This window comes from Actinoplanes sp. NPDC051494, from assembly GCF_044454705.1.
Lineage (GTDB): Bacteria > Actinomycetota > Actinomycetes > Mycobacteriales > Micromonosporaceae > Actinoplanes.
The window spans coordinates 96,064-117,289 of the sequence record NZ_JBITDZ010000017.1 but is presented as its reverse complement, the minus strand read 5'-3'; the positions used below and the strand labels follow the sequence as shown (position 1 = coordinate 117,289).

Sequence of the window (21,226 nt, the reverse complement as noted above, 5' to 3'; positions counted from 1 at the left end):
AAACGGCCGGGCGGCCAAACGGCCGGGCGGCCAAACGGCCGGGCGGCCAAACGGCCGGGCGGCCAAACGGCCGGGCGGCCAGACGGACCGCGCCGCGCAACCAGGCCAAGGGCGGCGCCGGTCAGGTACGGGGCAGGGCACCGGCTGCCGCGGTGACCAGGTTGCGGCCGGATTCCTTGCTGTCGTACAGGAGGCGGTCCGCTTTCAGGATCAGGTCGTCCGCCGAGGTGGCGTCGTCCGGGAGGCCCGCGAGACCGCCCGAGACCGTCACCGGGACGGTCACCGCGCCGATCGCCATCGTCGTCGCCGCGATGACCGCGCGCAGGCGTTCGGCCACCGCCGCCGCGTCCGCCGGGGTGGTGCGGGGCAGCAGGACCGCGAATTCCTCGCCGCCGTAGCGGGCGACGACGTCACCGGCGCGCACCGAGGCCCGTAGACGCGTGGCCACCTCGACGAGGACGTGGTCGCCGGCCGTGTGCCCGTACGTGTCGTTGACGATCTTGAAGTGGTCGACGTCGACCAGCACGAGCGACAGCGGTTCGCCGGTGCGCTGGGTCCTGGCCTGTTCGGTGGCCAGCGCCTCGTTGAAGTAGCGCCGGGTGTACAGGCCGGTCAGCGCGTCGGTGATGGCAGCGCGGCGGTGTTCCCGGACGAGGTTGCCCAGCCGGGCGACGACCAGCAGGAACAGGCCGGCGCAGCTGCCCGCGACGAGGAGTACGTGCAGGTCGGCACCGCGCAGTTCCTGGACCACCAGGGTGGCCGGGGCGAGCAGCGAGGCCAGTGCGAGCACGGCCAGCCGGCCGGTGGAGGCGATCGGGGCGGCGGCCCGGGTGGGCTCGCCGAGGGTGACCATGGAAGGGTGCAGGGCGGCGAGGCCGAGCAGCACCGAGGCGCCGATCCAGCAGAGTTCCAGGGTGCCGCCGAACTCGTAGTGGCCCTGCAGGACCCGGATCGTGTACCCGCTGTCGGCGACGCAGAAGATGGCCAGGTAGACACCGAGCAGCCCCAGGGAACGACTGCCGCCGCCACCGCCCAGCAGCAGGCGGGCGCCGAGGACCAGCAGGAGCAGATCACCCACCGGGTACGCGGCGGACTGCAGCGCCAGCGACACGCTGTCCGCGGCGTGGGCGACCGGGGCGATCACGAAGACCCAGCTGACCAGGCCGACCGCGACGGACACGATGGTGGCGTCGATGATCGCGGGGGCGTCCCAGCCCGGGGTGCGGCGCCGGATCAGCAGCCAGAGACCGGCCGCGGTCAGCGGGAACCGGGCCAGGTACAGCGCGTTCACCGCCGAGCCCAGCACGTCGGGGAACACCGTGTAGAACACGTCGCCGACCGCGGAGATCCCCACGGCGGCGGCGATCAGCAGCCACGGCAGCCGGGTGACCGGCCGGTGGATGCGGACGCCGGCGAGCACCGCGACCGCCGAACCGGCCGTACCGACGCAGTAGAGCACGTTCTGCGTCAAGCCGGGACCGGCCAGCTGGTGGCCGGCCATGAGGACGGCCCCGGCGATCAGGTAACGGACTGCGACGGTGGGCACATCGTCGATCCTGGGACCGCCGGGTTGCGAACCGGGTCACCGGACGGGGCGCCGCCGGTTGTGCCGGACCGAACCCCGCCGGGCCGGACACTGCCGGGCCGGACACTGCCGGACCGAACCCCGCCGGACCGAACCCCGCCGGACCGAACACTGCCGTGCCGGACACTGCCGTGCCGGACACTGCCGTGCCGGGCCACCACGTGCAGGGCGAACAGGCCGTATCCGACCAGGACGGGGGTGAGCACCGGGTGCACCAGGGCCACCAGGAACACCACGAGCACCACCACGCCGGCGGCGGCCACGAGCTGCCCCGGCCGGGCGCGAGCGAGCGAGAAGGCCCGCGCCCACGGCGTACCCTCCGGGGCCGCCACCACGACGAGTCCCGCGAAGCCGGCGGCGAGCCCGGCCGTGACCAGCAGCGCCGCGGCCAGCGGCCATCCACCCGGCACAACCCCGGCGCGGACCGCGAGCACCTCCGCCACCACGAGCAACGCCACCACCGCGAGCAGCGCCGACCCGGCCAGACCGGGCAGCAGGGACCGCCGGAACGTGTCCCAGAGGAAGCGCAAGGACGGCCACGCGTCGTGGTCGAGGTGGTGGCGCACGGCGGCGCTGCCGGTGGTGACCGCGGCGCCCGCCGTCACCAGGGGCAGCGCCGCCCCCGTCACCAGGACGCCCAGCAGGGCCAGGTCGGCCGCCGCGCTGACGGTGGACCGCCAGCCGCGGTGCGTCACGTCCGCCGTCGTCATCCTTTCAGCCCGCTGGTGTTGATGCCCTCGACCAGCATCCGCTGGAACGCGACGAAGAACAGGAACACCGGCACCAGCGACAACAGCGACATCGCGAACATCGGCCCGACCGAGCTCTCGCTGGTCGAGTCGATGAACAGGGTCAGCGCCACCGGGACGGTGTAGTCGCGCAGGTCGGACAGGTAGACGAGCTGCCGGAAGAAGTCGTTCCAGGTCCAGATGAACGAGAAGATCGCGGTGGTCACCAGCGCGGGCCGGCTCAGCGGCAGGATCACATGCTGGAAGATCTTGTACGGGGACGCGCCGTCGATGGTCGCCGCCTCGTCCAGCTCACGCGGGATCCCGCGCATGAACTGCACCATCAGGAACACGAAGAACGCCTCGGTGGCCAGGAAGTGCGGCACCAGCAGCGGGAGGTACGGCCAGTCGCCGCCGACCCAGCCGAGCGTCTTGAACAGGATGTACTGCGGGATGATCAGTACGTGGCCGGGCAGCAGCAGCGTGCCGATCATGATCGCGAACCACAGGCCCCGGCCGCGGAACTTCAGCCGGCCCAGCGCGTACGCGGCGAGCAGGCACGACACCACGTTGCCGACCACGGTCAGGCCGGCCACCATGGCACTGTTCAGGAAGAACCGCCCGAAGCTGATGTCGAACTTCTGCCAGCCCCCGGTGAAGTTGCCCGGGGTGAACTTCTCCGGGATCAGCCCGATGTTGCCGGCGATCTCCTCGGGTGACTTGAACGCGGTGCCGATCATCCAGATCAGCGGATAGAGCACCACCCCCACGATCAGCAGGAGTACGGCGAGCCGGAGCCAGCGACGCATCAGCTGCCCTCGCTGTCGGAGTAGTGGACCCAGAACCGGCCGGTCCGGAAGATCACCGCGGTGACGATCCCGATCACGAGCAGGAACACCCACGCCATCGCGGACGCGTAACCCATGTGCAGCTCCACGAAGCCGTTGATGTAGAGGTTGAGCGTGTACATGAGGGTGGAGTCGACCGGTCCGCCCGTACCGTTGCTCAGTACGAACGCCGAGGTGAAGCCCTGGAATCCGTGGATGGTCTCCAGGACCAGGTTGAAGAAGATGACCGGTGACAGCATCGGCAGCGTGATGTGCGCGAACTGGCGCCACGCGCCGGCACCGTCGACGGAGGCCGCCTCGTACAGTTCGACCGGCACCTGCTTGAGCCCCGCCAGGAAGATGATCATCGGGGCGCCGAACTGCCAGATCGCCAGCAGCATCAGCGTCTGCAGCGCCCATTTCGGGTCGCTCACCCAGGGCGCGCCCTCGATGCCGAACAGGGCGAGGAACGAGTTGAACGAGCCGTCGCGGTTGAACATGCTGACCCAGACGATGGCGACCGCGACGCTGCCGCCGAGCAGCGACGGCAGGTAGAACAGCCCGCGGAACAACCCCACCCCGCGGAACGCGCGGTTGAGCAGCATGGCCACGCCGAGCGCGGCGGCGAGCTTCAGCGGCACGGCCACCAGGGCGAACGTCACCGTGACGCGTACGGAATGCCAGAACGAGTCGTCCGCGGTGAACATCCGCTCGTAGTTGTCCCAGCCGACCCAGTTGGCCTCGGACAGCGGCACGAGCACGTCGTAGTCGGTGAAGCTCAGGTACAGCGAGAGCAGCATCGGGATCGCCGTGATGGCCATCAGCCCGATCAGCCACGGGCTGAGGAACAGGTATCCGGGGAGGTTCTCGCGGCGCCGGGTGCGCCCGGGGGCCCGCCGGTCGACGGCGGGCTCCCGGGGTGGCGCCGGACTCATGACGGCCATCCGGTCAGCCCTGGCCGATCGCCGACTTGGCGGCGGCGAAGTACGCGGCGCCCGCCTCGGCCGGGGTCTGCCGGCCGTACTGGGCCTCCTCGGCGGCCTTCACGAGCTCGGTCTTCACCTTGCTGTGCCCGGGCAGCGGGACGGCCGGCGCCGGGCCGAACTTGGGCACGAGTTCCGCCTCGACGGCGATGGACTGCTTCATCGCCGGGTCGGTGACCGTGTCGGCCACCTGCTTGCGGATGTCGAGGTTGGACGGGAGCCCCCGGTCCGTACCCAGGATCTTGCCGGCCTCGGGGTCGTTGGCCAGGAAGTTGGCGACGTCGACGGCGGTGTCCTTGTGCTTGCTGCCCCGGAAGACCGAGAGGTACATCGAGGCGCGGGCCCACTGGGCGCTGGGGTCGCCGGGGAACGCGACCACGCCGAGCTCGTCCTTGGTGTTCTTCTTCAGTTCCGGCATCTGGTTGGCCCAGACCCACGACGTGCCGGCCTTGCCGGTGACGACCAGCTGCTTGCTGATGTCGGTGGCGTTGCCCTCGTGGATGACGTCGGCGGTCGGGGTGGCCCCGCGGTCCCGGGCGCCCTTCCACAGCTCGAACCACGCGGTCACGTCCTGCGCGGTGAAGCCGAGTTCCTTGCCGTTGTACAGGTCCTTGCCCTGCTGGCGCAGCCACACCCAGAACGCCTGGTAGCTGCCGCTGGGGTCCTGGGTGCCCGGGGTCTTGGTGACCTTCGTGACGTTCTCCGCCCAGGCGATGTGCTCGGCCCAGGTCTGCCCGGTCTTCGGCTCGGGCAGCTTGAACTTCTCCAGCAGCGTCTTGTTGTAGACCAGGCCCTGGGTGTTCTCCCCGAACGCGACGCCGGCGAGTTTGCCGTCGACCACGCCGTACTTCCAGAGACTTTCCGGGAACTTCGACACGTCGAGGCGCCCGTCCTCCTTGTACGGCGTCAGGTCGAGCGTGACGTTGCGGGACGCGTACTCCGCGATGTAGTTGTCGTCGATCTGGAACAGGTCGGGGGCGTTGCCACCGGCGGTGAGCGTCGCGAGCTTGTCGAAGTAGCCCTGGTTGGCCTGCCAGGTCTTCTTGAACGTGACGCCGGGGTGCTTGGACTCGTAGAGCGCGAGCGCCTTCTCGGTGAGTCCGGCGCGGGCCTCCGCACCCCACCAGAAGACGTTCAGCTCGATCTTGCCGTCGTCGCTGTCGTCGCCACCGCAGGCGGCGGCCCCGCCGAGCAGCAACGGGAGGACCAGGGCGGCGGCGATCAGACGGCGACGGGAGGTACGGGGAGCGTGCGCGGGCAGCGCGCTCCCCCGCTGGGTCGTGGTGCGAGACATGGCACTTACTCCTCGGGATGGGAGGCGACGCCGGGTGCCGGACTTCTCACCGGGCCGGTGGAGTCGCGGATGACCAGTTCGGTCTGCAGGTTTATGAGTGCTGAGGTGCGCCGGTCGTCGCCGTAGGCGAGCAACATGTCGACGGCGGCCCGGCCGGCCGCGGCGGTGGGCGTGGCCACCGTCGTGAGCTTGGGCCGGGTGAGACGGCTCAGCGCGATGTCGTCGATGCCGACCACGCTGACGTCCCGCGGGACCTGGAGTCCCCGGGACTGAAGTCCTTCGATGAGCCCGAGGGCCATGAGGTCGTTGTAGGCGAGCACCGCGGTGGCGCCCGCACGCTGGATCTGGTCGACGACCGCGAGGCCGCCGTCCTCGGTGGGCTGGTTGGGACCGGTGACCGTCAGGTCGGCACCGGCGGAGCGGGCCGCGGCGGCCGCGGCCCGGCGGATCTCCTTGCTGGTCCAGGAACCGCGTGGCCCGGCGGCCAGGGCGAGGGTGCGGTGCCCCAGGCCGGTCAGGTGCTCGATCGCGAGCCGGGCACCCTGTGCGACGTCCATGACCACCGCGGGCAGGCCGGCGATCTGACGGTTGACCACCACCAGTGGCACTTCCCGGCTGAGCTGTTCGATGAGGCTGTTGCTCATCCGGGGACTGCACAGCAGCACGCCGTCGACCTGTTTCGCGAGGGCGCGGACGAGTTCCTCCTCGACGATCGCGTCCTCGTTGGTGTCGGCGACGAAGATGTGGTGGTCGTGCTTGCGGGCCTGGCTCTCCGCGGCCTTGATCAACGGCGGGAAGAACGGGTTGGCGATGTCCGCGATGATCAGTCCGATGTTGAACGTCCGGCCGGTGATCAGCGCGCGGGCGGCCCGGTTCGGCCGGTATCCCAGTTGCTCGGCACAGGCCAGCACCCGGGTCCGGGTCTCCACGTTGACCAGGTGCGGTGCGGAGAAGGTCCGGGACACGGTGGAGATGTGCACCCCGGAGGCCCGGGCGACGTCGCGGATCGTGGCCGGCACGGTCACCGCCTCCTGACGAAGATCCACACAGTGACGGGGGTCACTGCGTCGCACCATTAATGCAAGCGTTTGCAGCAGTGTCAATGCCCGTTTGTTGCCGCAGCATGACCGGGGAGTGCTCAGAGCGTGCACTTAGACGGTCCTATGCGGACAAAAGGGTGTGTTCGAGCGCGATTTCATTGACGCCGGGACATCGACGTGTCTAGTTTTTCTGCAAACGTTTGTAGTGCGGAGGTCCGCATGGCCCGACGTATCGCCCTGGTCGGAACCGGGGCCCGCGCCGAGATGTTCATCCAGGCCGTAACGGCCGGCAACCAGCTCGTCGGCCTCGCCGACACCAACCAGCACCGCATGGACGTGCACAACGACTGGCTGCGCGCCGCCGGCCACGACCCGGTCCCGACCTACCCGGCGGACGAACTCGCCACGATGCTCGATCGGGAACGGGCCGACCAGCTCATCGTCACCAGCGTCGACGCCACCCACGCCGGGCACATCGTCACCGCTCTCGACGCCGGCTGCGACGTCATCACCGAGAAACCCATGACCGTCGACGCCGAGGGCTGCCGGAGCATCCTCGACGCCATCGAGCGCACCGGGCGCCAGGTCACGGTCGCGTTCAACTACCGCTTCAACCCCCTGCACGAACAGGTACGCACATTGCTCGCGTCCGGGGCGATCGGCGAGATCGGGTCCGTCCACTTCGAATGGCTGCTCGACGTCCGGCACGGCGCCGACTACTTCCGGCGCTGGCACCGCGACAAGGACCGCTCCGGCGGCCTGCTCGTGCACAAGGCCGGTCACCACTTCGACCTGGTCAACTGGTGGCTCGGCGCCGCACCGGTGGAGGTGTACGCCTCCGGCCGGCTGTTCTTCTACGGCCCGCCGGGCGTCAAGCACGGCTACGCCCGCGACTACGACCGGGTCCACGGCAGCCCGGCCGCCGAGGACGACCCGTTCGCCCTGCACCTGGCGGAGAACCCCCGGCTGCGCGAGCTGTACCTCGACGCCGAGAAGGACGACGGCTACCAGCGCGACCGCAACGTCTTCGCGCCCGGGGTGTCCATCGAGGACGACATGGCGGTGCTGGCCCGCTACGACTCCGGCGCCACCATGACGTACCACCTGACGGCATACTCGCCCTGGGAGGGTTACCGGGTGATGGTCAACGGCAGCAAGGGCCGGCTCGAACTCGAGGTCGTCGAGAGCGACCACGTCAGCCCGGCCGCGTCCGGTGAGCTCAAGGGCGCGGCGATCCACGGCGTCACCGATAACCCCGAACAAGGCCACCGTCGCCTCACCCTGCACCCGTTCTGGGCGCCGGCCCGGGAGATACCGCTGGCCCCGTACGAGAAAGGTGGCCACGGCGGTGCGGACGCCCGCATGATCGCGGTCCTGTTCGGCACCGAGAAGGACCCGATGAACCGCTCGGCCACCGCCCGCGACGGCACCCTCGCGCTGCTGACCGGGCTGGCGGCCAACCGCTCCCTGCGGACCGGCACCCCGGTCCGGGTCGCCGACCTGCTCGATCTCGACCCCGCACCCCCCGAACCGAGGTGACCGTGCCCGAGCCCGTCTTCGCCACCGACCCACGGCAGCGTGACATCACCCGCGAGCTGCACGCGCTGGTCCGTGATCTCCCCCTGCTCTGCCCGCACGGCCACGTCGACCCCGGCCTGCTCGCCGACGACGAACCGTTCCCCGACCCGGCCCACCTGCTCATCGTCCCCGACCACTACGTCACCCGGATGCTGCTCAGCCAGGGCATCGCGCCGGCCCGTCTGGGCGTACCCACCCGGCCCGGCGCTGTCTCTCCCTTCGGCGGCTTTTCCCCGGCCGCCGGTTCTGCCGCCGGCGAGGCTGTGGAGACCGACGGCCGGGCGATCTGGCGCCTGCTCGCCGACAACTGGCATCTCTTCCGCGGTACGCCGTCGCGGCTCTGGCTCGAACGCACCTTCACCACCGTGTTCGGCATCGAGACCCCGCTGAGTTCCGGAACCGCCGACGACGTGTACGACGCGATCGCGGCCCGCCTGAGCGAGCCCGCGTTCCGGCCCCGCGCGCTGTTCGAACGGTTCGGCATCGAGGTGCTCGCCACCACCGAGTCGCCGCTGGACGACCTCTCCCGGCACTCGAAACTCGAGGCCGACGGCTGGGGCGGACCCGGCGGCCGGGTCATCACCACGTTCCGCCCGGACGAGGTCGTGGACGTCGAGGCCCCCGGCTGGGCGGCGAAACTGGCCCGCCTCGGCGAGATCACCGGCGACGACACCGCCACGTACGACGGCTACCTCGCCGCCCTGCGCTCGCGCCGCGAGGCGTTCATCGCCGCCGGCGCGACATCATCGGACCACGGCCACCCGACCGCGCGTACGGCATCCCTGAGCCACGCCGAGGCCACCGAACTGTTCAATCGAGCAGTGTTCGGTGAAGCAACCGCCACCGACGCCGAGACGTTCCGTGCACACATGCTGCTCGAATTCGCACGGATGTCGCTGGACGACGGCCTGGTCATGCAGCTGCACCCCGGCGCGGTGCGCAACCACAACACCTGGCTGCACGAAACGTACGGCCCGGACCGCGGCGGTGACATCCCCCAGGCCACGGACTACGTGAACGCGCTGCGCCCGCTGCTCGAGGAACACGGCAACGACCCACGCCTGCGCCTGGTCGTCTACACCCTCGACGAGACCGCGTTCAGCCGCGAACTCGCCCCCCTGGCCGGTGGCTACCCGGCGCTGTACCTCGGCGCACCCTGGTGGTTCCTCGACACCCCGGACGGCCTGCGCCGCTTCCGCGAGTCGGTGACGGACTCGGCCGGTTTCTACAACACGGCCGGCTTCGTCGACGACACCCGGGCCTTCTGCTCGATCCCGGTCCGCCACGACGTGGCCCGCCGGGTGGACGCGGCCTACCTGGCCTCCCTGGTGGTCCAGGACAGACTCCCCTTCGACGAGGCCGCCGAGACCATCGCCGACCTGTCCTACCACCTGCCCAAACGCATCTTCCGCCTGGACCGCACCGCATCCCCGCCCGAACCGGGCCCCCACTCCCGCTCGGGAGAGACGACAAGCTCCCCGACCACGCACGCCGAGCATCCGAGCGGCCCGAACACCCGGCCGAGCGAACAAGCCGTGCAGACCGTCGGCGCGAACGCTCAATCGCGCATCCACGTGCACGGCCCCACCACGCCCGGGGCGGGTACCGACAGCGCAAACACGCGCAGGACGAATACGGACAGCGCGAACACAGACAGCGCAAACACGCGCAGGACGAACACAGACAGCGCGAACACGCGCAGGACGAACACCGACAGCGCGAACACGCGCAGGACGAACACCGACAGCGCGAACACGCGCAGGACGAACACAGACGGCGCGAACAAGGATGGAGTGGTGGGACGATGACGCGGATTGTCGGTGTGGACGTGCATGATGTTCGTTTCCCGACCGCGGCGGCCGGCGACGGGTCGGATGCGATCAATCGCGGCGACTACTCGGCCACCTATGTCGAGCTTCGTACCGACGGGCCGCACGTCGGGGCCGGGTTCACGTTCACGAACGGACGGGGCAACGAGCTCACCTGTGCCGCCGTGCGCGCACTCGCTCATCATGTGGACGGCCGAACGCTCGACGAGCTGTGGGCGGACCCGGTCGGTTTTGCGCGTTCGCTCAGTGCGGATGTCCAGTTGCGCTGGCTCGGCCCGGAGAAGGGCGTCATCCACATGGCCACCGGCGCCATCGTGAACGCCGTGTGGGACCTGCACGCCAAGGAAGCCGGGAAGCCGCTGTGGCAGTTCCTCGCCGAGCTCCCCACCGAGAAACTCGTCGCCTGCGTCGACTTCCACCACATCACCGACGCGCTCACCCCACAGGATGCGACCGCGATCCTCGACAAGGGGCTCACCGGGCTCGACGAGCGGCTCGCCGAGCTGCGGCGCGACGGGCTCCCTTCGTACACGACCAGTGTCGGCTGGCTCGGCTATCCCGACGACAAGGTCCGTGAGCTGGCCCGGGCCGCGTACGCCGACGGCTGGCGCGCGATGAAGATGAAGGTCGGCGGCGACCCGGACGACGACGTGCGCCGGGCGGAGATCATCCGCGCCGAGATCGGCCCGGACGCGCTGCTCATGATGGACGCCAACCAGGTGTGGGACGTCGACGAGGCGATCACCCGGATGCAGCGGCTCGCTGCCGTGGACCCGTACTGGATCGAGGAACCGACGCACCCGGACGACGTGCTCGGCCATGCCCGCATCCAGCGGGCCGTCGACCCGATCCGGGTCGCCACCGGCGAGGTGGCCGCCAACCGGGTCATCTTCAAACAGCTTCTGCAGGCCGATGCGGTCCGGGTGCTGCAGATCGACGCCTGCCGCGTCGGCGGGGTGCCGGAGGTCCTGGCCGAACTCCTGCTCGCGGCCAAGTTCGGGGTGCCGGTCTGTCCGCACGCCGGCGGTGTCGGACTGTGCGAACTGGTGCAGCACCTGTTCGCTTTCGACTATCTGCGCATCGGCACCAGTCTGGACGGACGCATGGTCGAGTACGTCGATCACCTGCACGAACATTTCACCGACCCGGTCCGTACCCGCGACGGCCGTTATGTCCTGCCCGAACAACCGGGCTACAGCGCGACCATCAAACCGGAGTCGATCGCCGAGTTCGGCTTCCCGGACGGCCCGGTGTGGCGATGAGGCTCGGCCACGGCACGCTCGCCCGCCTTCCCGGGGCGAGCCGCCCGGCGATCACCCCCGGCGAGGTCCCGACCGGCATCGTGCACCTCGGGCTGGGCGCTTTCTTCCGTGCCCACCAGGCGATATACACCGAGGAGGCGATTGCCGCGGGCGGCGGCGACTGGGGCATCACCGGCGTCGCACCGAGCTCGTCCGGGGTGCTGGAGGCGCTCCGGGGCCAGGACGGGCTCTTCAGCGTCACCAGCCGGTCGGCGGCCGGCAGCGACACCCGGGTGATCGCCGCGATGTCCGGCTTGCTGCACGCACCGTCCGCACCGGACGAGGTGGTACGACTGCTGGCCTCCCCGGCTGTGCGAGTGGTGACGCTGACGATCACCGAGAAGGGCTACGCGGACGGCGCGGCGATGCCGTCACTGCTCGTTCGCGCACTGATCGCTCGCTATCGCGCAGACGCCGGACCGATCGCCGTGGTCAGTTGCGACAACCTGCCCTCGAACGGCCGCTACCTACGAGCGGTCATCGAACGAACCGTCAACCGCCTCGGCGGCGGATTCACCGCCGGGCACCCCACCGGTGGCGCCGGCGGGACCAGCGATGGCGGGATCGGCGACAACAAGGCCAGCGGTTACAGGACCGACGGCAGCGGGACCAGCGGCGGCGGGACCAGCGGCGGCGGGACCAGCGATGGCGGGATCGGCGGCAGGGGCGGGGTGGGGTTTCGGGGGGACGGCGGGTTTCGGGAGTGGTTGCGGACCCAGGTGAGCTTTCCCGGGACGATGGTCGACCGGATCGTGCCGGCCACGACGAAGGAGACGCTGGCTGTCGCTTCGGGGGCGCTGGGTGTCGAAGATCTGGCCGCTGTCTGCGGGGAGCCGTACCGGCAGTGGGTCATCGAGGATGATTTCCCGGGTGGGCGACCGGCCTGGGAGCTTGCCGGGGCCGTGCTCACCGAGGATGCCCAGCCCTGGGAACGGTTGAAGCTGCGTACCCTCAACGGGGTCCATTCCGCGCTCGCCTACCTGGGTGCGGTCGCCGGGCGGGAGACCATCGCGCAGGCGCTGGCGATGCCCGGGATGGATGCGCTCATGCGCCGGCTCATCGCTGAGGACATCGCCCCCAGCCTTGTTCCGCCGGCCGGGGTCACGGTGGCCGGGTACGGCGCGTCGGTGCTGGAACGGTTCGCGAATCCGGCGATCGGGCATCGTACGGTCCAGGTGGCGATGGACGGGTCGCAGAAGTTGCCGCAGCGCGTGCTGCACACCATCATGGACCGCCGGGCCGCCGGAGCCGAGGCGACCTGGGCGGCGCTCGTCGTGGCCGCTTGGATGCGTTTCGTGCAGGGTATCGACGATGACGGCCGGCCGTTGTTGCTCGATGATCCGCTCGCCGGGCGGATCCGGGCCCGGCTCGCCGACGGCCCCTCGACGCCCGACGGTGTGGTCGACTCCCTGCTCGGTCTGCGCGAGATCTTCCCGGCCGAGTTCGCCGGCGACGACACCGTGCGCACAGCCCTGGTCACGTGGCTGACCGCGCTCGACAAACACGGCGTCGAGGCCACCGTGGCAGGTGCGGCATGACCACGGCCACCCTGACCGCAGCCAACCGGCACGACGTCGCGGCCACCACAGGCCGGTACAGCATGACCACGGCCACCCTGACCGCAGCCAACCGGCACAGCGTCGCGGCCATCGTGGCGGGTGCGGCATGACCACGGTCGGTCTGGTCGGGGCCAACGGGCACGGCAAGCATCACCGGCGGCGGATCGCTCAGCTGGACGGCGTACGGCTGATCGCGGTCGCCGACACGCAGCCGGTCGAACCGGATCCGCCGTTGCCGGACGGGGTGCGCGTCTTCACCGGTCACCGGGAGATGCTCGCGGCGGCCGCGCCCGATGTGGTGATCATTTGTACGCCGCCGCACACGCACCTGGCGATCGCCGAGGACGCCCTGCGTGCGGGCGCCGACGTGCTGCTGGAGAAGCCGCCGGTCCGCACGGTCGACGAGCATCATCGGCTGATGGCGGTGCTGGCGGAGACCGGCCGGGCGTGCCAGGTCGGCTTCCAGGCGCTCGGGTCGCGGGCCGCCGGGCTGCTCTGGGACGCGGTCGCACGGGAGAAGGTGACCGGCATCGCGGCGGTCGCGTCGTGGCAGCGCGACGACTCGTACTACGCGCGGGCGCCGTGGGCCGGGCGGCGCAGCGTCGGCGGGCGGGCCGTGGTCGACGGTGTGCTGGTGAACCCGCTGGCCCACGCGGTGATGCAGAGCCTCGCGACCGCCGCGGCGGCCGGGGCCGGGGCGCCGGTGTCGGTCGAGATCGAACGCTACCGGACCCGGCCCATCGAGGTCGACGACACCGCGTTCGCCCGGTTCACCTTCGCCGGCGGGCTGGTGCTGGTCGTGGCGGCGACGCTGGCCGGGGAGGACTTCATCGCCGGCGAGATCATCGTGGACGGCAGTGCGGGGCGGGCGGTCCTCGAATACCCGACCGACCGCCTGGCACTGCCCGGCGAATCCGAACCGCGGCGGGTCGAGGGGCGCACCGATCTGCTGGAGAATCTGATCGCCCATCGCGCCGCTGCGGGCGTACCGCTGCTGTCGCCGTTGTCCCGGACCTTGACCTTCACCGCCGTGCTGGCCGCGCTGACCGACCCCGCCCTGCCCCCACCGGTGCTGGTGGAGGCGCGGGAGCGGGACGGGGTCCGGGTGATCCCCGGGATCAACGCGGTGCTGCGGGCAACGGCCCGGACGGCGGTGTTGCCCTCCGAAGCCGCAGTGGCCTGGGCGGTCCCGCCGCACCGTCGGTCACTGACACCCTGATCTCCCGGCTCAGCGTGGTGCCGGCCCGGATGGTCAGCGGCCGCTCGAACGCCAGGGCCGCGCACACCCCGACATAGTCACCCGTGCGGACGAACCAGCGGTCGTCGTCCCGCAGACCCCGGAAGACCAGGGTGTACGCGTTCCCGGCACGAACGGCGACCCACGGCTCGGCACTCCCGTTGACCGCGGCCTCCCCGTCGGCCGAGGCGGTCCAGGCGACCACCTCGGCCCCGGGGACCGGGGCGCCGCGCCAGAAGAAGCCCCCGTAGCCGGCTCCCCCGGGCCGCCCGTTGGTGGCGGGGCTGCCGAGGGTGACATCGCGGGTAGCGGGAGCCGTCAGCGCGTACTCATAGGTCAGCTCCCAACCGTCCTGCGTCGCGGCGGCCGTCACCTGTCGTTTCTCGCTGAGCAGCGCTCGCCCGGTCTGGTCCTGCCATTCGCCGCCCGGGGTGATCCGGCCGTGATCGTCCAGCCAGGTGTAACCCTGGTCGCGGACGTAGGTGCGCCCGCCCCAGAAGTTGACCCCGTCGACGTCCTGCATCGCCACCGAGACACCCATGTGCCAGGGATGATCCTCGCAGAGCGCGTCGGTGACGACGGTGCCGCCGAGGGTCCGGACCGGATGCAGATAGGGCCGGGGACCGAGACGGATGTCGAGCTGAGGGTCGGCGACGATCGTGGCCACGGGTGTGCCGCCGACCGAGAGCTCAGTAGACATAGGGCCATCCCGCCGAGTCGTATCCGATGAGGTTGATACCAAGGTACGACGCGCCGCTGTCCGCGTAATAGTGGTAGACGAGCACATCCGCGTCGGTGTCGGTGAAGACCGCCTGATGACCCGGGCCATGGATGGACCCGTGCGACGCCAGCATCTCGGTGCCCCCACCGGCCGTCATGGCGACCCCGTTACGGTCGACGAACGGACCGGTCACGCTGGTCGATCGGCCCACCATCACACGGTACGTACTGGAAGCACCGCGGCAGCACAGGTCGAAGGACACCCACAGGTAGTAGTAGGAACCACGCTGGGTCAGGTACGGAGCCTCGATCGCCCCGCCCCCGCGCCCGGCCAGCGACCGGACCGTGGTGTCCGAACGTTTCCCGGTCGACGGGTTCAGCGCGACCATTTTGATCCCGGACCAGAACGACCCGAACGTCAGCCACCAGCGCCCTTGCGGATCGACGAAAAGATTGGGGTCGATAGCGTTGTAATCGTTGGACGACGAGGTCTCGATCACCAGCCCCTGGTTCGTCCACGACCCGGACGCCCCGGTGGTGCTGGTGGCCAGGAAGATCGCCGACCGGTTCGAGCCGAAGGTCGAGGCAGAGTAGTACAGGTAATATCGGCCGTTGCGGTACGAAAGATCGGGTGCCCACAGCTGGTTGCTGCCCCCGGTGTAGGCGGTGGTCCAGGACGCGCCGCCGGGGAAGACGGCGCCGGCGTTGCGGAACGTGGTCCGGTCGGCCGACGTCTTGAGCTGGATGTTCGCCCCGGTGTAGGCCGCGAGATACCCACCGGCCGGCGTCTTCACCATCGCCGGATCATGGATCCCGGTGTCACCGGCGACATACCCAGGATTCGGGTACGCGGCCAGAGCAGCCCGATCGGCAGCGGCCGAGCCGACGGCGACCGATCTGGCGGCGACCGAGCCAGCGGCGACCGATCTGGCGGCGACCGAGCCAGCGGCGACCGATCTGGCGGCGACCGAGCCAGCGGCGACCGATCTGGCGGCGACCGAGCCAGCCGCGACCGAGCCAGCGGCAGGGACATCAGCGGCCAGGTTGGCAGCGGCTTCGACCGAGCCGGCGGGGGCGGCAGCGGCAGGGACGGCTGGGTTGGCAACGGCTGGGTTGGCAGCGGCCGGGTTGGCAGCGGCCGGGTTGGCAACGGCCGGGTTGGCAGCGGCGGCGAGCGCGAGCAGGGGAACCATGATCGCGGCGGGGAGTGCTCGGAATCTGGTCATTCCACACTGTTACCGCTCACAACAAGCGACACAATATGTCCGGATCATTTCTGCCAGATGACGAATAAACATTGACCGCCATCACTGAACAGGCACTTATCGCCGGCGCCGCCCCGGCAGTTTCTTACCGATGAGCAGCCACGCCGAGTACAGCACCCCGGCGATCGCCACCGGCACGGCCTTCCACCCATGCACAATGATCAGCGGCGGCGCGGCCGAAGCCAGGGCAAGAGCCAACGCCATCCGGTGCGGCTCCAGCCCCCGAGGCCCCCGCCGCCGCGAAACCGGCCGCCCCGAACCCCGCCCACCCGAGCCAGGGCCACCCGCGCCCCGACCGCCAAGATCCCGATCACCCGGGCCCCGACCACCTGGGCCCCGACCGCCCGGGTCCTGGCCACCCGGGCGCTGGCCACTCCGGCCCTGGCCACCCGGGCCCTGGCCACCCAGGTCCTGGCCACCCGGGCCCCGACCACCCGGGTCCTGGCCGCCTGGGTCCTGGCCGCCTGGGTCCTGGCCGCCTGGGTCCTGGCCGCCTGGGTCCTGGCCGCCTGGGCCCCGACCGCCTGGGTCCTGGCCGCCTGGGCCCCGACCGCCTGGGTCCTGGTCACCTGGACCAAGGCCGGCCGAACCCTGATCAGCCGGACCCGGGCCACCCGAACCTCGACCACCTGGACGCGACTCACCTGAAGAGGAAGAGTCGGATGAAGAAAACGAGTCGGACAACTGTTGACCTGGCGAATGTGGTTCCTCGGCCCCCGGCCCCGATGGCCGTACACCCGAAGGCTCCGCGCTGGGAAGGTCCGGCCCCAGGGGGGCCACGTCCGGGGAATCCGAAATCGGGAGCTGCGAGCCGGGACGCGGTGAACCCGGGAACTGCGCGCCCGGAGGCGATGAACCCGGGAACTCGGGACCTGAATGCGACGGGTCCGGGGACTGCGGGCCTGAACGCTGCGGGCCCGATCCGGTGCCGCCGGTCACGTGCCTCCCAAGAACTCTGCTATTGCATCTTCCGGACCTGCCACCCGGTCGCGACCCGTGCCGCGACCGCCGGGTCGACCTGCCGGGTCAGCGTACCCGGGCCCGGATCGCGTCATCCGTGACCCGCCACCGGCCGCCTGGACGTCGGCCCGGCAGCAGAGGGCTGCCCCCGGGAACGCCTGCCGGCAGCGGTGGATCGTCGCGGGTTGATTGCAAAGCGGGACCAGACCCGCGCGGCGGGTGACCCGCGCCGACCGGCTTCCTTAGGGTAATCATATGGCTGGCACGCTGAATCCGACCAAGACCAGGCAGGCGCTGCGCACGTCCGCGCGGGTGTCCCTGGAAGTCCTGCTCGTCCTGCTGATGACGGCGGTCTCGCTGTGGATCCTCGGCCGGATGTGGTCGGTCATCTGGCCGCTCGTCGTGGCGCTGCTGCTGACGACGCTGACCTGGCCCCCGGTGCGGTTCCTGCGCCGGCACGGGTGGGCGCCCGCCCTGGCCGCGGCAACCGTCACGGTGGCGTTCCTGCTGATCGCGGCCGGCATCATCGTGCTCATCGTGGTGCCGGTCTCGTCGCAGTCCGGCGAGCTTGCCACCGGGGTCGTCGAGGGTATCCAGCATCTGCGCGAGTGGGCCTCCGGGCCGCCGCTGAACATCGGTGACGACCAGGTCACCAGTGCCCTGGACACCGCGGTCGCCCGGATCCAGAACAGTGTCAACGACATCGTCACGTACGCGGTGACCGGCGTGAGCACCGTCGTCAACGGGATCGTCACGACGGTACTGGCGTTGTTCCTGATGTTCTTCTTCCTCAAGGACGGGCCGCGTTTCCTGCCGTGGCTGACCGGGCAGCTCCCCGGCCGGTTCGCCACCGACGTGCCGGCCGTGACCGCGCGCAGCTGGGACACGCTCGGCGCGTTCGTCCGTTCGCAGGCGTTCGTCGGTCTGCTCGACGCGGTCTTCATCGGTCTCGGCCTGTGGATCGTCGGTGTGCCGCTGGTGCTGCCGCTGGCGGTGCTGACGTTCGTGTCGGCGTTCGTGCCGATCGTCGGCGCGCTGTTCGCGGGTTTCGTGGCGGTGCTCATCGCCCTGGTCTCGAACGGCTGGACCGACGCGCTGATCGTGCTCGCCATCATCATCGCGGTGCAGCAGCTCGAGGGTAACGTCTTCCAGCCGATGATCCAGAGCCGTGGCCTGGGCCTGCACGCGGCGGTGGTCCTGCTGGCGGTCACGCTGGGCGGCAGCCTCGCGGGCATCGTCGGCAGCCTGCTGGCCGTACCGGTGGCGGCGATCCTCGCGGTGGTCTGGAACTACGTCAAGGACCAGCTCAGCGACCCGGACCCGGTCGTCGAGGAACCACCGGTCCCGGACGATCCCGGGGTGGCCGAGCCGGCCTGACCGCAGGGGTTGCGGCAGGCGGGGCCGTCACCATCGCGGCGAACGCCCCCGCATGCCGGAACCGAGTACCGCGTCGCCCGGGCGCGGACGGAGACCTCACGAGGCGTATTCGTCCGCGATCTCGGTGGCGTAGTTCTTCCAGAGCGGTCTCATAGTCTCGGCGTTGACCGGCTGCCCGGAATCGATCATGGCCTTGAAGTCGCGGAAGTACTGCACGTACAGGTCCGGCGTGAACGTGTTCAGCATGACCGCGTTCTCGTCGCCGATGTTGGCGAACGTGTGCGGCGCCCCGGTCGGCACGATGACCCAGGTGCCGGGGCCGGCGTCGTACCGGTCCTCGCCGACGGTGAACCGGAACGTTCCGGCCAGCACGTAGAAGCCCTCGTCGTGCTGGGCGTGGCGATGCTGCAACGGGCTCGGGGTGCCTGGCGGGATGGTGACCTCGGCGAACCCCAGCCGGTGGTCGGTGTGCTCGCCGTTCTCCAGGATCCGGATCCGTTGGGCCCCGCTGCCGAGGATCTCGCCCTCACCGGGACGGACGATGTTCACCTTCGCCATGACTTCTCCTGTCTGTTACCTGCTTTGGTGACCACCATCCTGTTCCTGGCCGGCTGTGCGCGTCCTGGTCGTCCGTGCACGGTTGCTGGTTACCAGTGCGCGGGGGTTGTAGCCGTACGTCGTCGTGAAGAGCTTGCTGAAATGGGTGGGGTCGGGGAATCCCCAGCGGGCGGCCACGGCGGTGACAGTGCGTCCGCTTCCGGTCAGCTCGGCCCGGCAGCGCTCCAGGCGGCGACGGCGGATCAGGGCCGCGACGGTGAGCGGCTGGTCCTCGAACAGCTTGTGCAGCCGGCGTACGGAGATGTGGTGGGCCGCCGCGATGGCGGGCGGGGACAGCTCGGGATCAGCCAGCCGGGCCTCGATGTAGCCGGCGATCCGGTCCCGCAGCCGCTCGTCCGGGGCCGGCTGTCCGTCACCCAGCCGGGACTCCAGTGCGACCGTGATCAGCTCGACGACGGCCGCCGCCGACCGCAGCGCCTCCGCCTCGCGGAAGGCGGTCGCCGACCGTGCCGCCCCCCGGGCCAGCACGGAGACAAGAGCGCCCGGACCGTGGCTGCCGTCGATGCGTACGCCGATGAGCCGGTCGATCTCCGCGGGCCGGATCCGGAGCTCGCGGCGCGGAACCAGGATGGTGACGTGGGCCGCCGCGGTGCTCTCGAACCGGAGCGTCCGCGTGGGATCGAGCAGCACCAGGTCGGCCGGGCCGAGTTCGATGTCGCCGCGCCCCTGCTCGATCCGCGTCCGGCCGCGGGCCATCACCTTGACCGCGAGCATGTCGCCGCCGGAGGCGTCGCGTTCCCGCCCGACACAGGCGCTCGCGGGCGTGTCGAGGGAGACCAGCCGCAGCGGCCCGAGGTCACGGGTGGCGATCCGGCCCCGGAAGCCGGCCCCGGCCAGCTTGTTGACCAGCGGCGGAAACCCGCTGGCGGCCAGCTCTTCCTGGAACGTCTCGAGGTTGCCGGTCACCGGTCAACGATAGCGACGCGAGGCGGATGACGGGGCACTAGCTCCAGGTGAGCGATCCGAAGCCGTCGATCCGGACGCGGTACGTGGCACCGGGCCGGACCGGCACGGCGTCGGTGAAGGCCCCGGCGAGCACGACCGAGCCGACGGGCAGCATCTCACCGCGGCGCGCCAGGTGCTCGGCGAGGTGGACCAGGGCCCGCAGCGGATGGCCGAGGATCGCCGCGCCGGTGGCAGTGCCGGCGACCTCGCCGTCGACGGAGAACACGCATCCGGCGGCGGCCAGGTCACCGGCCCGTGCCGGTGGGATCCACGGCCCGGTCAGGAAGCCGGCGGCGCTGGTGTTGTCGGCGAGAACGTCCGCCGGCCGGAACCGGAATCCGGCGAAACGGGAGTCGATGATCTCCATGGCCACGGCCACCCCGTCGACCACGTCGCCGACGTCCTCGAACGTCAGCGGCCGGTCGAGGGCGGCACCGAGCCGGAACGCGATCTCCGGCTCGATCCGCGGCTGCCCGGTTCGCGAGAGCACCCCGGCACCGGCACCGGCATCCATGGCGTCGGTGAGGAAACCGACGATCGGCTGATGGACGCCTATCGTGACCTGCTTCGCCCGGCTCGTCAGCCCGAGCTTGGCCCCGACGACCCGCTCCCCCGCGGCGACCCGGCGCGCGCGGTCCAGGTCCTGGACGGCATAGCCCCAGCTCTCATCGAGGGAGGGGTCGGTGTCGGTGAAGGGCGCCCGCGCCACCCGGTCGAGACGCGCCACCCGCAGCTCGTCGGCGGCAGCCCGGACCGACGTCACCGCACCCCATCGGCAGCAGGCACGCCGGACGAAAGATCGGACGGCCGGGTGGCGGGAAGGGCTGGGCCGGGGACCAGCCGGCCCGCGGTGCCGACACCGGTCCAGGTGCGGACCTCGGCGGGCAGGTCCAGGCGGTCGACGGGGGCGGCGTTCTCGTAGGCTCCCCAGTCCTCGCGGGGCAGCATCCACATGATCTCGAACTCGTTGGCGTCCGGGTCGGCGCCGTACACGCTCTTGGTCGCGCCGTGGCTGCTCTCGCCGGTGTACGCGCCGGCCTCGGCGAGGATCCGGCGGGCCCGCTCGAGCTCGTCGATCGTGTCGACCTGCCAGGCGAGGTGATACAGCCCGATGCCACCGCGCCGCTTGGCCGGCGCTCCCGGGCCGACGCCGAACAGCCCCAGGTCGTGGTGGTTGCCGGAGCGGGGCAGGCGCAGGAACGCCGCGTCGGCGCGGGGCTCGCGGGCGACGACCGTCATGCCGAACACCTCGGTGTAGAAGTGTTCGGCACGGGACAGGTCGGCGACGTACAGGACGGCGTGGTTGAGCCGTACCGGACCGATACTCATGGTCGAAAGGTAGCGGGCAATACTTGAAGCGTCAACCTATGACCGGAGGGG

The 21,226-nt window shown here is 70.7% G+C and carries 20 protein-coding genes and 1 pseudogene; 8 read left to right on the top strand and 13 right to left on the bottom strand.

Going from position 1 to position 21,226, the window contains the following annotated elements; translation table 11 throughout:
- Positions 1-121: 121 nt before the first annotated feature.
- The 6 genes from ACIA6A_RS39390 to ACIA6A_RS39365 are packed head-to-tail and all read right to left on the bottom strand — an operon-like array spanning position 122 to position 6,436.
- Positions 122-1,546, bottom strand: a complete 1,425-nt coding sequence (locus tag ACIA6A_RS39390) for a GGDEF domain-containing protein (RefSeq protein ID WP_396103234.1) — start codon at positions 1,544-1,546, stop codon at positions 122-124.
- Positions 1,519-2,295: a hypothetical protein gene (locus ACIA6A_RS39385; protein ID WP_396103233.1), complete on the bottom strand. Its 777-nt coding sequence runs from the start codon at positions 2,293-2,295 to the stop codon at positions 1,519-1,521. Before ACIA6A_RS39385 ends, ACIA6A_RS39390 begins: the two co-directional genes overlap by 28 nt.
- Entirely contained in the window at positions 2,292-3,122 is an 831-nt protein-coding gene (locus tag ACIA6A_RS39380) for a carbohydrate ABC transporter permease (protein WP_396103231.1), read from the bottom strand. The genes ACIA6A_RS39385 and ACIA6A_RS39380 overlap by 4 nt, the downstream gene beginning before the upstream one ends.
- On the bottom strand, positions 3,122-4,084 hold the full coding sequence (locus tag ACIA6A_RS39375; RefSeq protein ID WP_396103230.1) for a carbohydrate ABC transporter permease: 963 nt from the start codon (positions 4,082-4,084) through the stop codon (positions 3,122-3,124). The genes ACIA6A_RS39380 and ACIA6A_RS39375 overlap by 1 nt, the downstream gene beginning before the upstream one ends.
- Before the next feature lie 4 nt (positions 4,085-4,088).
- Positions 4,089-5,417, bottom strand: a complete 1,329-nt coding sequence (locus ACIA6A_RS39370) for an ABC transporter substrate-binding protein (protein WP_396103229.1) — start codon at positions 5,415-5,417, stop codon at positions 4,089-4,091.
- A 5-nt stretch (positions 5,418-5,422) separates the two neighbouring features.
- Complete coding sequence (locus tag ACIA6A_RS39365) at positions 5,423-6,436, bottom strand: LacI family DNA-binding transcriptional regulator (protein ID WP_396103256.1); 1,014 nt, start codon at positions 6,434-6,436, stop codon at positions 5,423-5,425.
- Positions 6,437-6,676: 240 nt separating this feature from the next.
- On the opposite strand from ACIA6A_RS39365, the gene ACIA6A_RS39360 reads away from it, so the two are divergent.
- From ACIA6A_RS39360 to ACIA6A_RS39335, 6 genes and pseudogenes are all read left to right on the top strand, one after another.
- Positions 6,677-7,996: a Gfo/Idh/MocA family protein gene (locus ACIA6A_RS39360; protein WP_396103228.1), complete on the top strand. Its 1,320-nt coding sequence runs from the start codon at positions 6,677-6,679 to the stop codon at positions 7,994-7,996.
- Positions 7,993-9,450, top strand: a pseudogene (gene uxaC / locus ACIA6A_RS39355) (glucuronate isomerase); the annotation flags it as partial. The gene ACIA6A_RS39360 and the pseudogene uxaC, both read left to right, overlap by 4 nt.
- A 389-nt stretch (positions 9,451-9,839) precedes the next feature.
- Positions 9,840-11,126: an enolase C-terminal domain-like protein gene (locus ACIA6A_RS39350; protein ID WP_396103227.1), complete on the top strand. Its 1,287-nt coding sequence runs from the start codon at positions 9,840-9,842 to the stop codon at positions 11,124-11,126.
- Positions 11,123-12,703, top strand: coding sequence for a mannitol dehydrogenase family protein (locus ACIA6A_RS39345; protein ID WP_396103226.1), 1,581 nt, complete (start codon positions 11,123-11,125; stop codon positions 12,701-12,703). The genes ACIA6A_RS39350 and ACIA6A_RS39345 overlap by 4 nt, the downstream gene beginning before the upstream one ends.
- A complete protein-coding gene (locus ACIA6A_RS39340) occupies positions 12,700-12,834 on the top strand; it encodes a hypothetical protein (RefSeq protein WP_396103225.1) in 135 nt (44 codons plus the stop codon). Before ACIA6A_RS39345 ends, ACIA6A_RS39340 begins: the two co-directional genes overlap by 4 nt.
- Complete coding sequence (locus tag ACIA6A_RS39335) at positions 12,831-13,943, top strand: Gfo/Idh/MocA family protein (protein ID WP_396103224.1); 1,113 nt, start codon at positions 12,831-12,833, stop codon at positions 13,941-13,943. The genes ACIA6A_RS39340 and ACIA6A_RS39335 overlap by 4 nt, the downstream gene beginning before the upstream one ends.
- On the opposite strand, the gene ACIA6A_RS39330 is transcribed toward ACIA6A_RS39335, so the two are convergent.
- From ACIA6A_RS39330 to ACIA6A_RS39320, 3 genes are all read right to left on the bottom strand, one after another.
- On the bottom strand, positions 13,843-14,661 hold the full coding sequence (locus ACIA6A_RS39330) for a PmoA family protein (protein WP_396103223.1): 819 nt from the start codon (positions 14,659-14,661) through the stop codon (positions 13,843-13,845). The two genes, ACIA6A_RS39335 and ACIA6A_RS39330, sit on opposite strands and share 101 nt — an antisense overlap.
- Positions 14,651-15,478 carry an arabinan endo-1,5-alpha-L-arabinosidase gene (locus tag ACIA6A_RS39325; RefSeq protein WP_396103222.1) on the bottom strand — a complete coding sequence of 276 codons (828 nt, stop codon included), beginning with the start codon at positions 15,476-15,478 and terminating at the stop codon, positions 14,651-14,653. The genes ACIA6A_RS39330 and ACIA6A_RS39325 overlap by 11 nt, the downstream gene beginning before the upstream one ends.
- A 525-nt stretch (positions 15,479-16,003) precedes the next feature.
- A complete protein-coding gene (locus tag ACIA6A_RS39320; RefSeq protein WP_396103221.1) occupies positions 16,004-16,150 on the bottom strand; it encodes a hypothetical protein in 147 nt (48 codons plus the stop codon).
- Positions 16,151-16,153: 3 nt separating this feature from the next.
- Here ACIA6A_RS39320 and ACIA6A_RS39315 point away from each other — a divergent pair, with 3 nt between their 5' ends.
- Positions 16,154-16,594 carry a hypothetical protein gene (locus ACIA6A_RS39315; protein ID WP_396103219.1) on the top strand — a complete coding sequence of 147 codons (441 nt, stop codon included), beginning with the start codon at positions 16,154-16,156 and terminating at the stop codon, positions 16,592-16,594.
- A 567-nt stretch (positions 16,595-17,161) separates the two neighbouring features.
- Positions 17,162-18,283, top strand: coding sequence for an AI-2E family transporter (locus tag ACIA6A_RS39310; protein ID WP_396103218.1), 1,122 nt, complete (start codon positions 17,162-17,164; stop codon positions 18,281-18,283).
- Positions 18,284-18,379: 96 nt separating this feature from the next.
- On the opposite strand, the gene ACIA6A_RS39305 is transcribed toward ACIA6A_RS39310, so the two are convergent.
- The 4 genes from ACIA6A_RS39305 to ACIA6A_RS39290 are packed head-to-tail and all read right to left on the bottom strand — an operon-like array spanning position 18,380 to position 21,175.
- Entirely contained in the window at positions 18,380-18,841 is a 462-nt protein-coding gene (locus ACIA6A_RS39305; protein WP_396103217.1) for a cupin domain-containing protein, read from the bottom strand.
- Between the two features lie 15 nt (positions 18,842-18,856).
- The gene (locus tag ACIA6A_RS39300) at positions 18,857-19,807 is read right to left on the bottom strand and encodes a helix-turn-helix domain-containing protein (RefSeq protein WP_396103216.1); all 951 of its coding nucleotides are present in this window, start codon (positions 19,805-19,807) and stop codon (positions 18,857-18,859) included.
- Between the two features lie 37 nt (positions 19,808-19,844).
- Positions 19,845-20,609 carry a 2-keto-4-pentenoate hydratase gene (locus ACIA6A_RS39295; RefSeq protein ID WP_396103215.1) on the bottom strand — a complete coding sequence of 255 codons (765 nt, stop codon included), beginning with the start codon at positions 20,607-20,609 and terminating at the stop codon, positions 19,845-19,847.
- Complete coding sequence (locus ACIA6A_RS39290) at positions 20,606-21,175, bottom strand: VOC family protein (RefSeq protein WP_396103213.1); 570 nt, start codon at positions 21,173-21,175, stop codon at positions 20,606-20,608. Before ACIA6A_RS39290 ends, ACIA6A_RS39295 begins: the two co-directional genes overlap by 4 nt.
- Positions 21,176-21,226 lie beyond the last annotated feature (51 nt).

Excerpts from the sequence above, each read along its gene's own strand:
- ACIA6A_RS39345 (WP_396103226.1), top strand. The coding sequence starts at position 11,123 with ATGAGGCTCGGCCACGGCACGCTCGCCCGCCTTCCCGGGGCGAGCCGC.
- ACIA6A_RS39370 (WP_396103229.1), bottom strand. The coding sequence starts at position 5,417 with ATGTCTCGCACCACGACCCAGCGGGGGAGCGCGCTGCCCGCGCACGCT.
- ACIA6A_RS39360 (WP_396103228.1), top strand. The coding sequence starts at position 6,677 with ATGGCCCGACGTATCGCCCTGGTCGGAACCGGGGCCCGCGCCGAGATG.
- ACIA6A_RS39380 (WP_396103231.1), bottom strand. The coding sequence starts at position 3,122 with ATGCGTCGCTGGCTCCGGCTCGCCGTACTCCTGCTGATCGTGGGGGTG.
- ACIA6A_RS39290 (WP_396103213.1), bottom strand. The coding sequence starts at position 21,175 with ATGAGTATCGGTCCGGTACGGCTCAACCACGCCGTCCTGTACGTCGCC.
- ACIA6A_RS39375 (WP_396103230.1), bottom strand. The coding sequence starts at position 4,084 with ATGGCCGTCATGAGTCCGGCGCCACCCCGGGAGCCCGCCGTCGACCGG.
- ACIA6A_RS39350 (WP_396103227.1), top strand. The coding sequence starts at position 9,840 with ATGACGCGGATTGTCGGTGTGGACGTGCATGATGTTCGTTTCCCGACC.
- ACIA6A_RS39320 (WP_396103221.1), bottom strand. The coding sequence starts at position 16,150 with ATGGCGTTGGCTCTTGCCCTGGCTTCGGCCGCGCCGCCGCTGATCATT.
- ACIA6A_RS39340 (WP_396103225.1), top strand. The coding sequence starts at position 12,700 with ATGACCACGGCCACCCTGACCGCAGCCAACCGGCACGACGTCGCGGCC.
- ACIA6A_RS39325 (WP_396103222.1), bottom strand. The coding sequence starts at position 15,478 with ATGGTGAAGACGCCGGCCGGTGGGTATCTCGCGGCCTACACCGGGGCG.
- ACIA6A_RS39335 (WP_396103224.1), top strand. The coding sequence starts at position 12,831 with ATGACCACGGTCGGTCTGGTCGGGGCCAACGGGCACGGCAAGCATCAC.
- ACIA6A_RS39305 (WP_396103217.1), bottom strand. The coding sequence starts at position 18,841 with ATGGCGAAGGTGAACATCGTCCGTCCCGGTGAGGGCGAGATCCTCGGC.
- ACIA6A_RS39385 (WP_396103233.1), bottom strand. The coding sequence starts at position 2,295 with ATGACGACGGCGGACGTGACGCACCGCGGCTGGCGGTCCACCGTCAGC.
- ACIA6A_RS39330 (WP_396103223.1), bottom strand. The coding sequence starts at position 14,661 with ATGTCTACTGAGCTCTCGGTCGGCGGCACACCCGTGGCCACGATCGTC.
- ACIA6A_RS39310 (WP_396103218.1), top strand. The coding sequence starts at position 17,162 with ATGGCTGGCACGCTGAATCCGACCAAGACCAGGCAGGCGCTGCGCACG.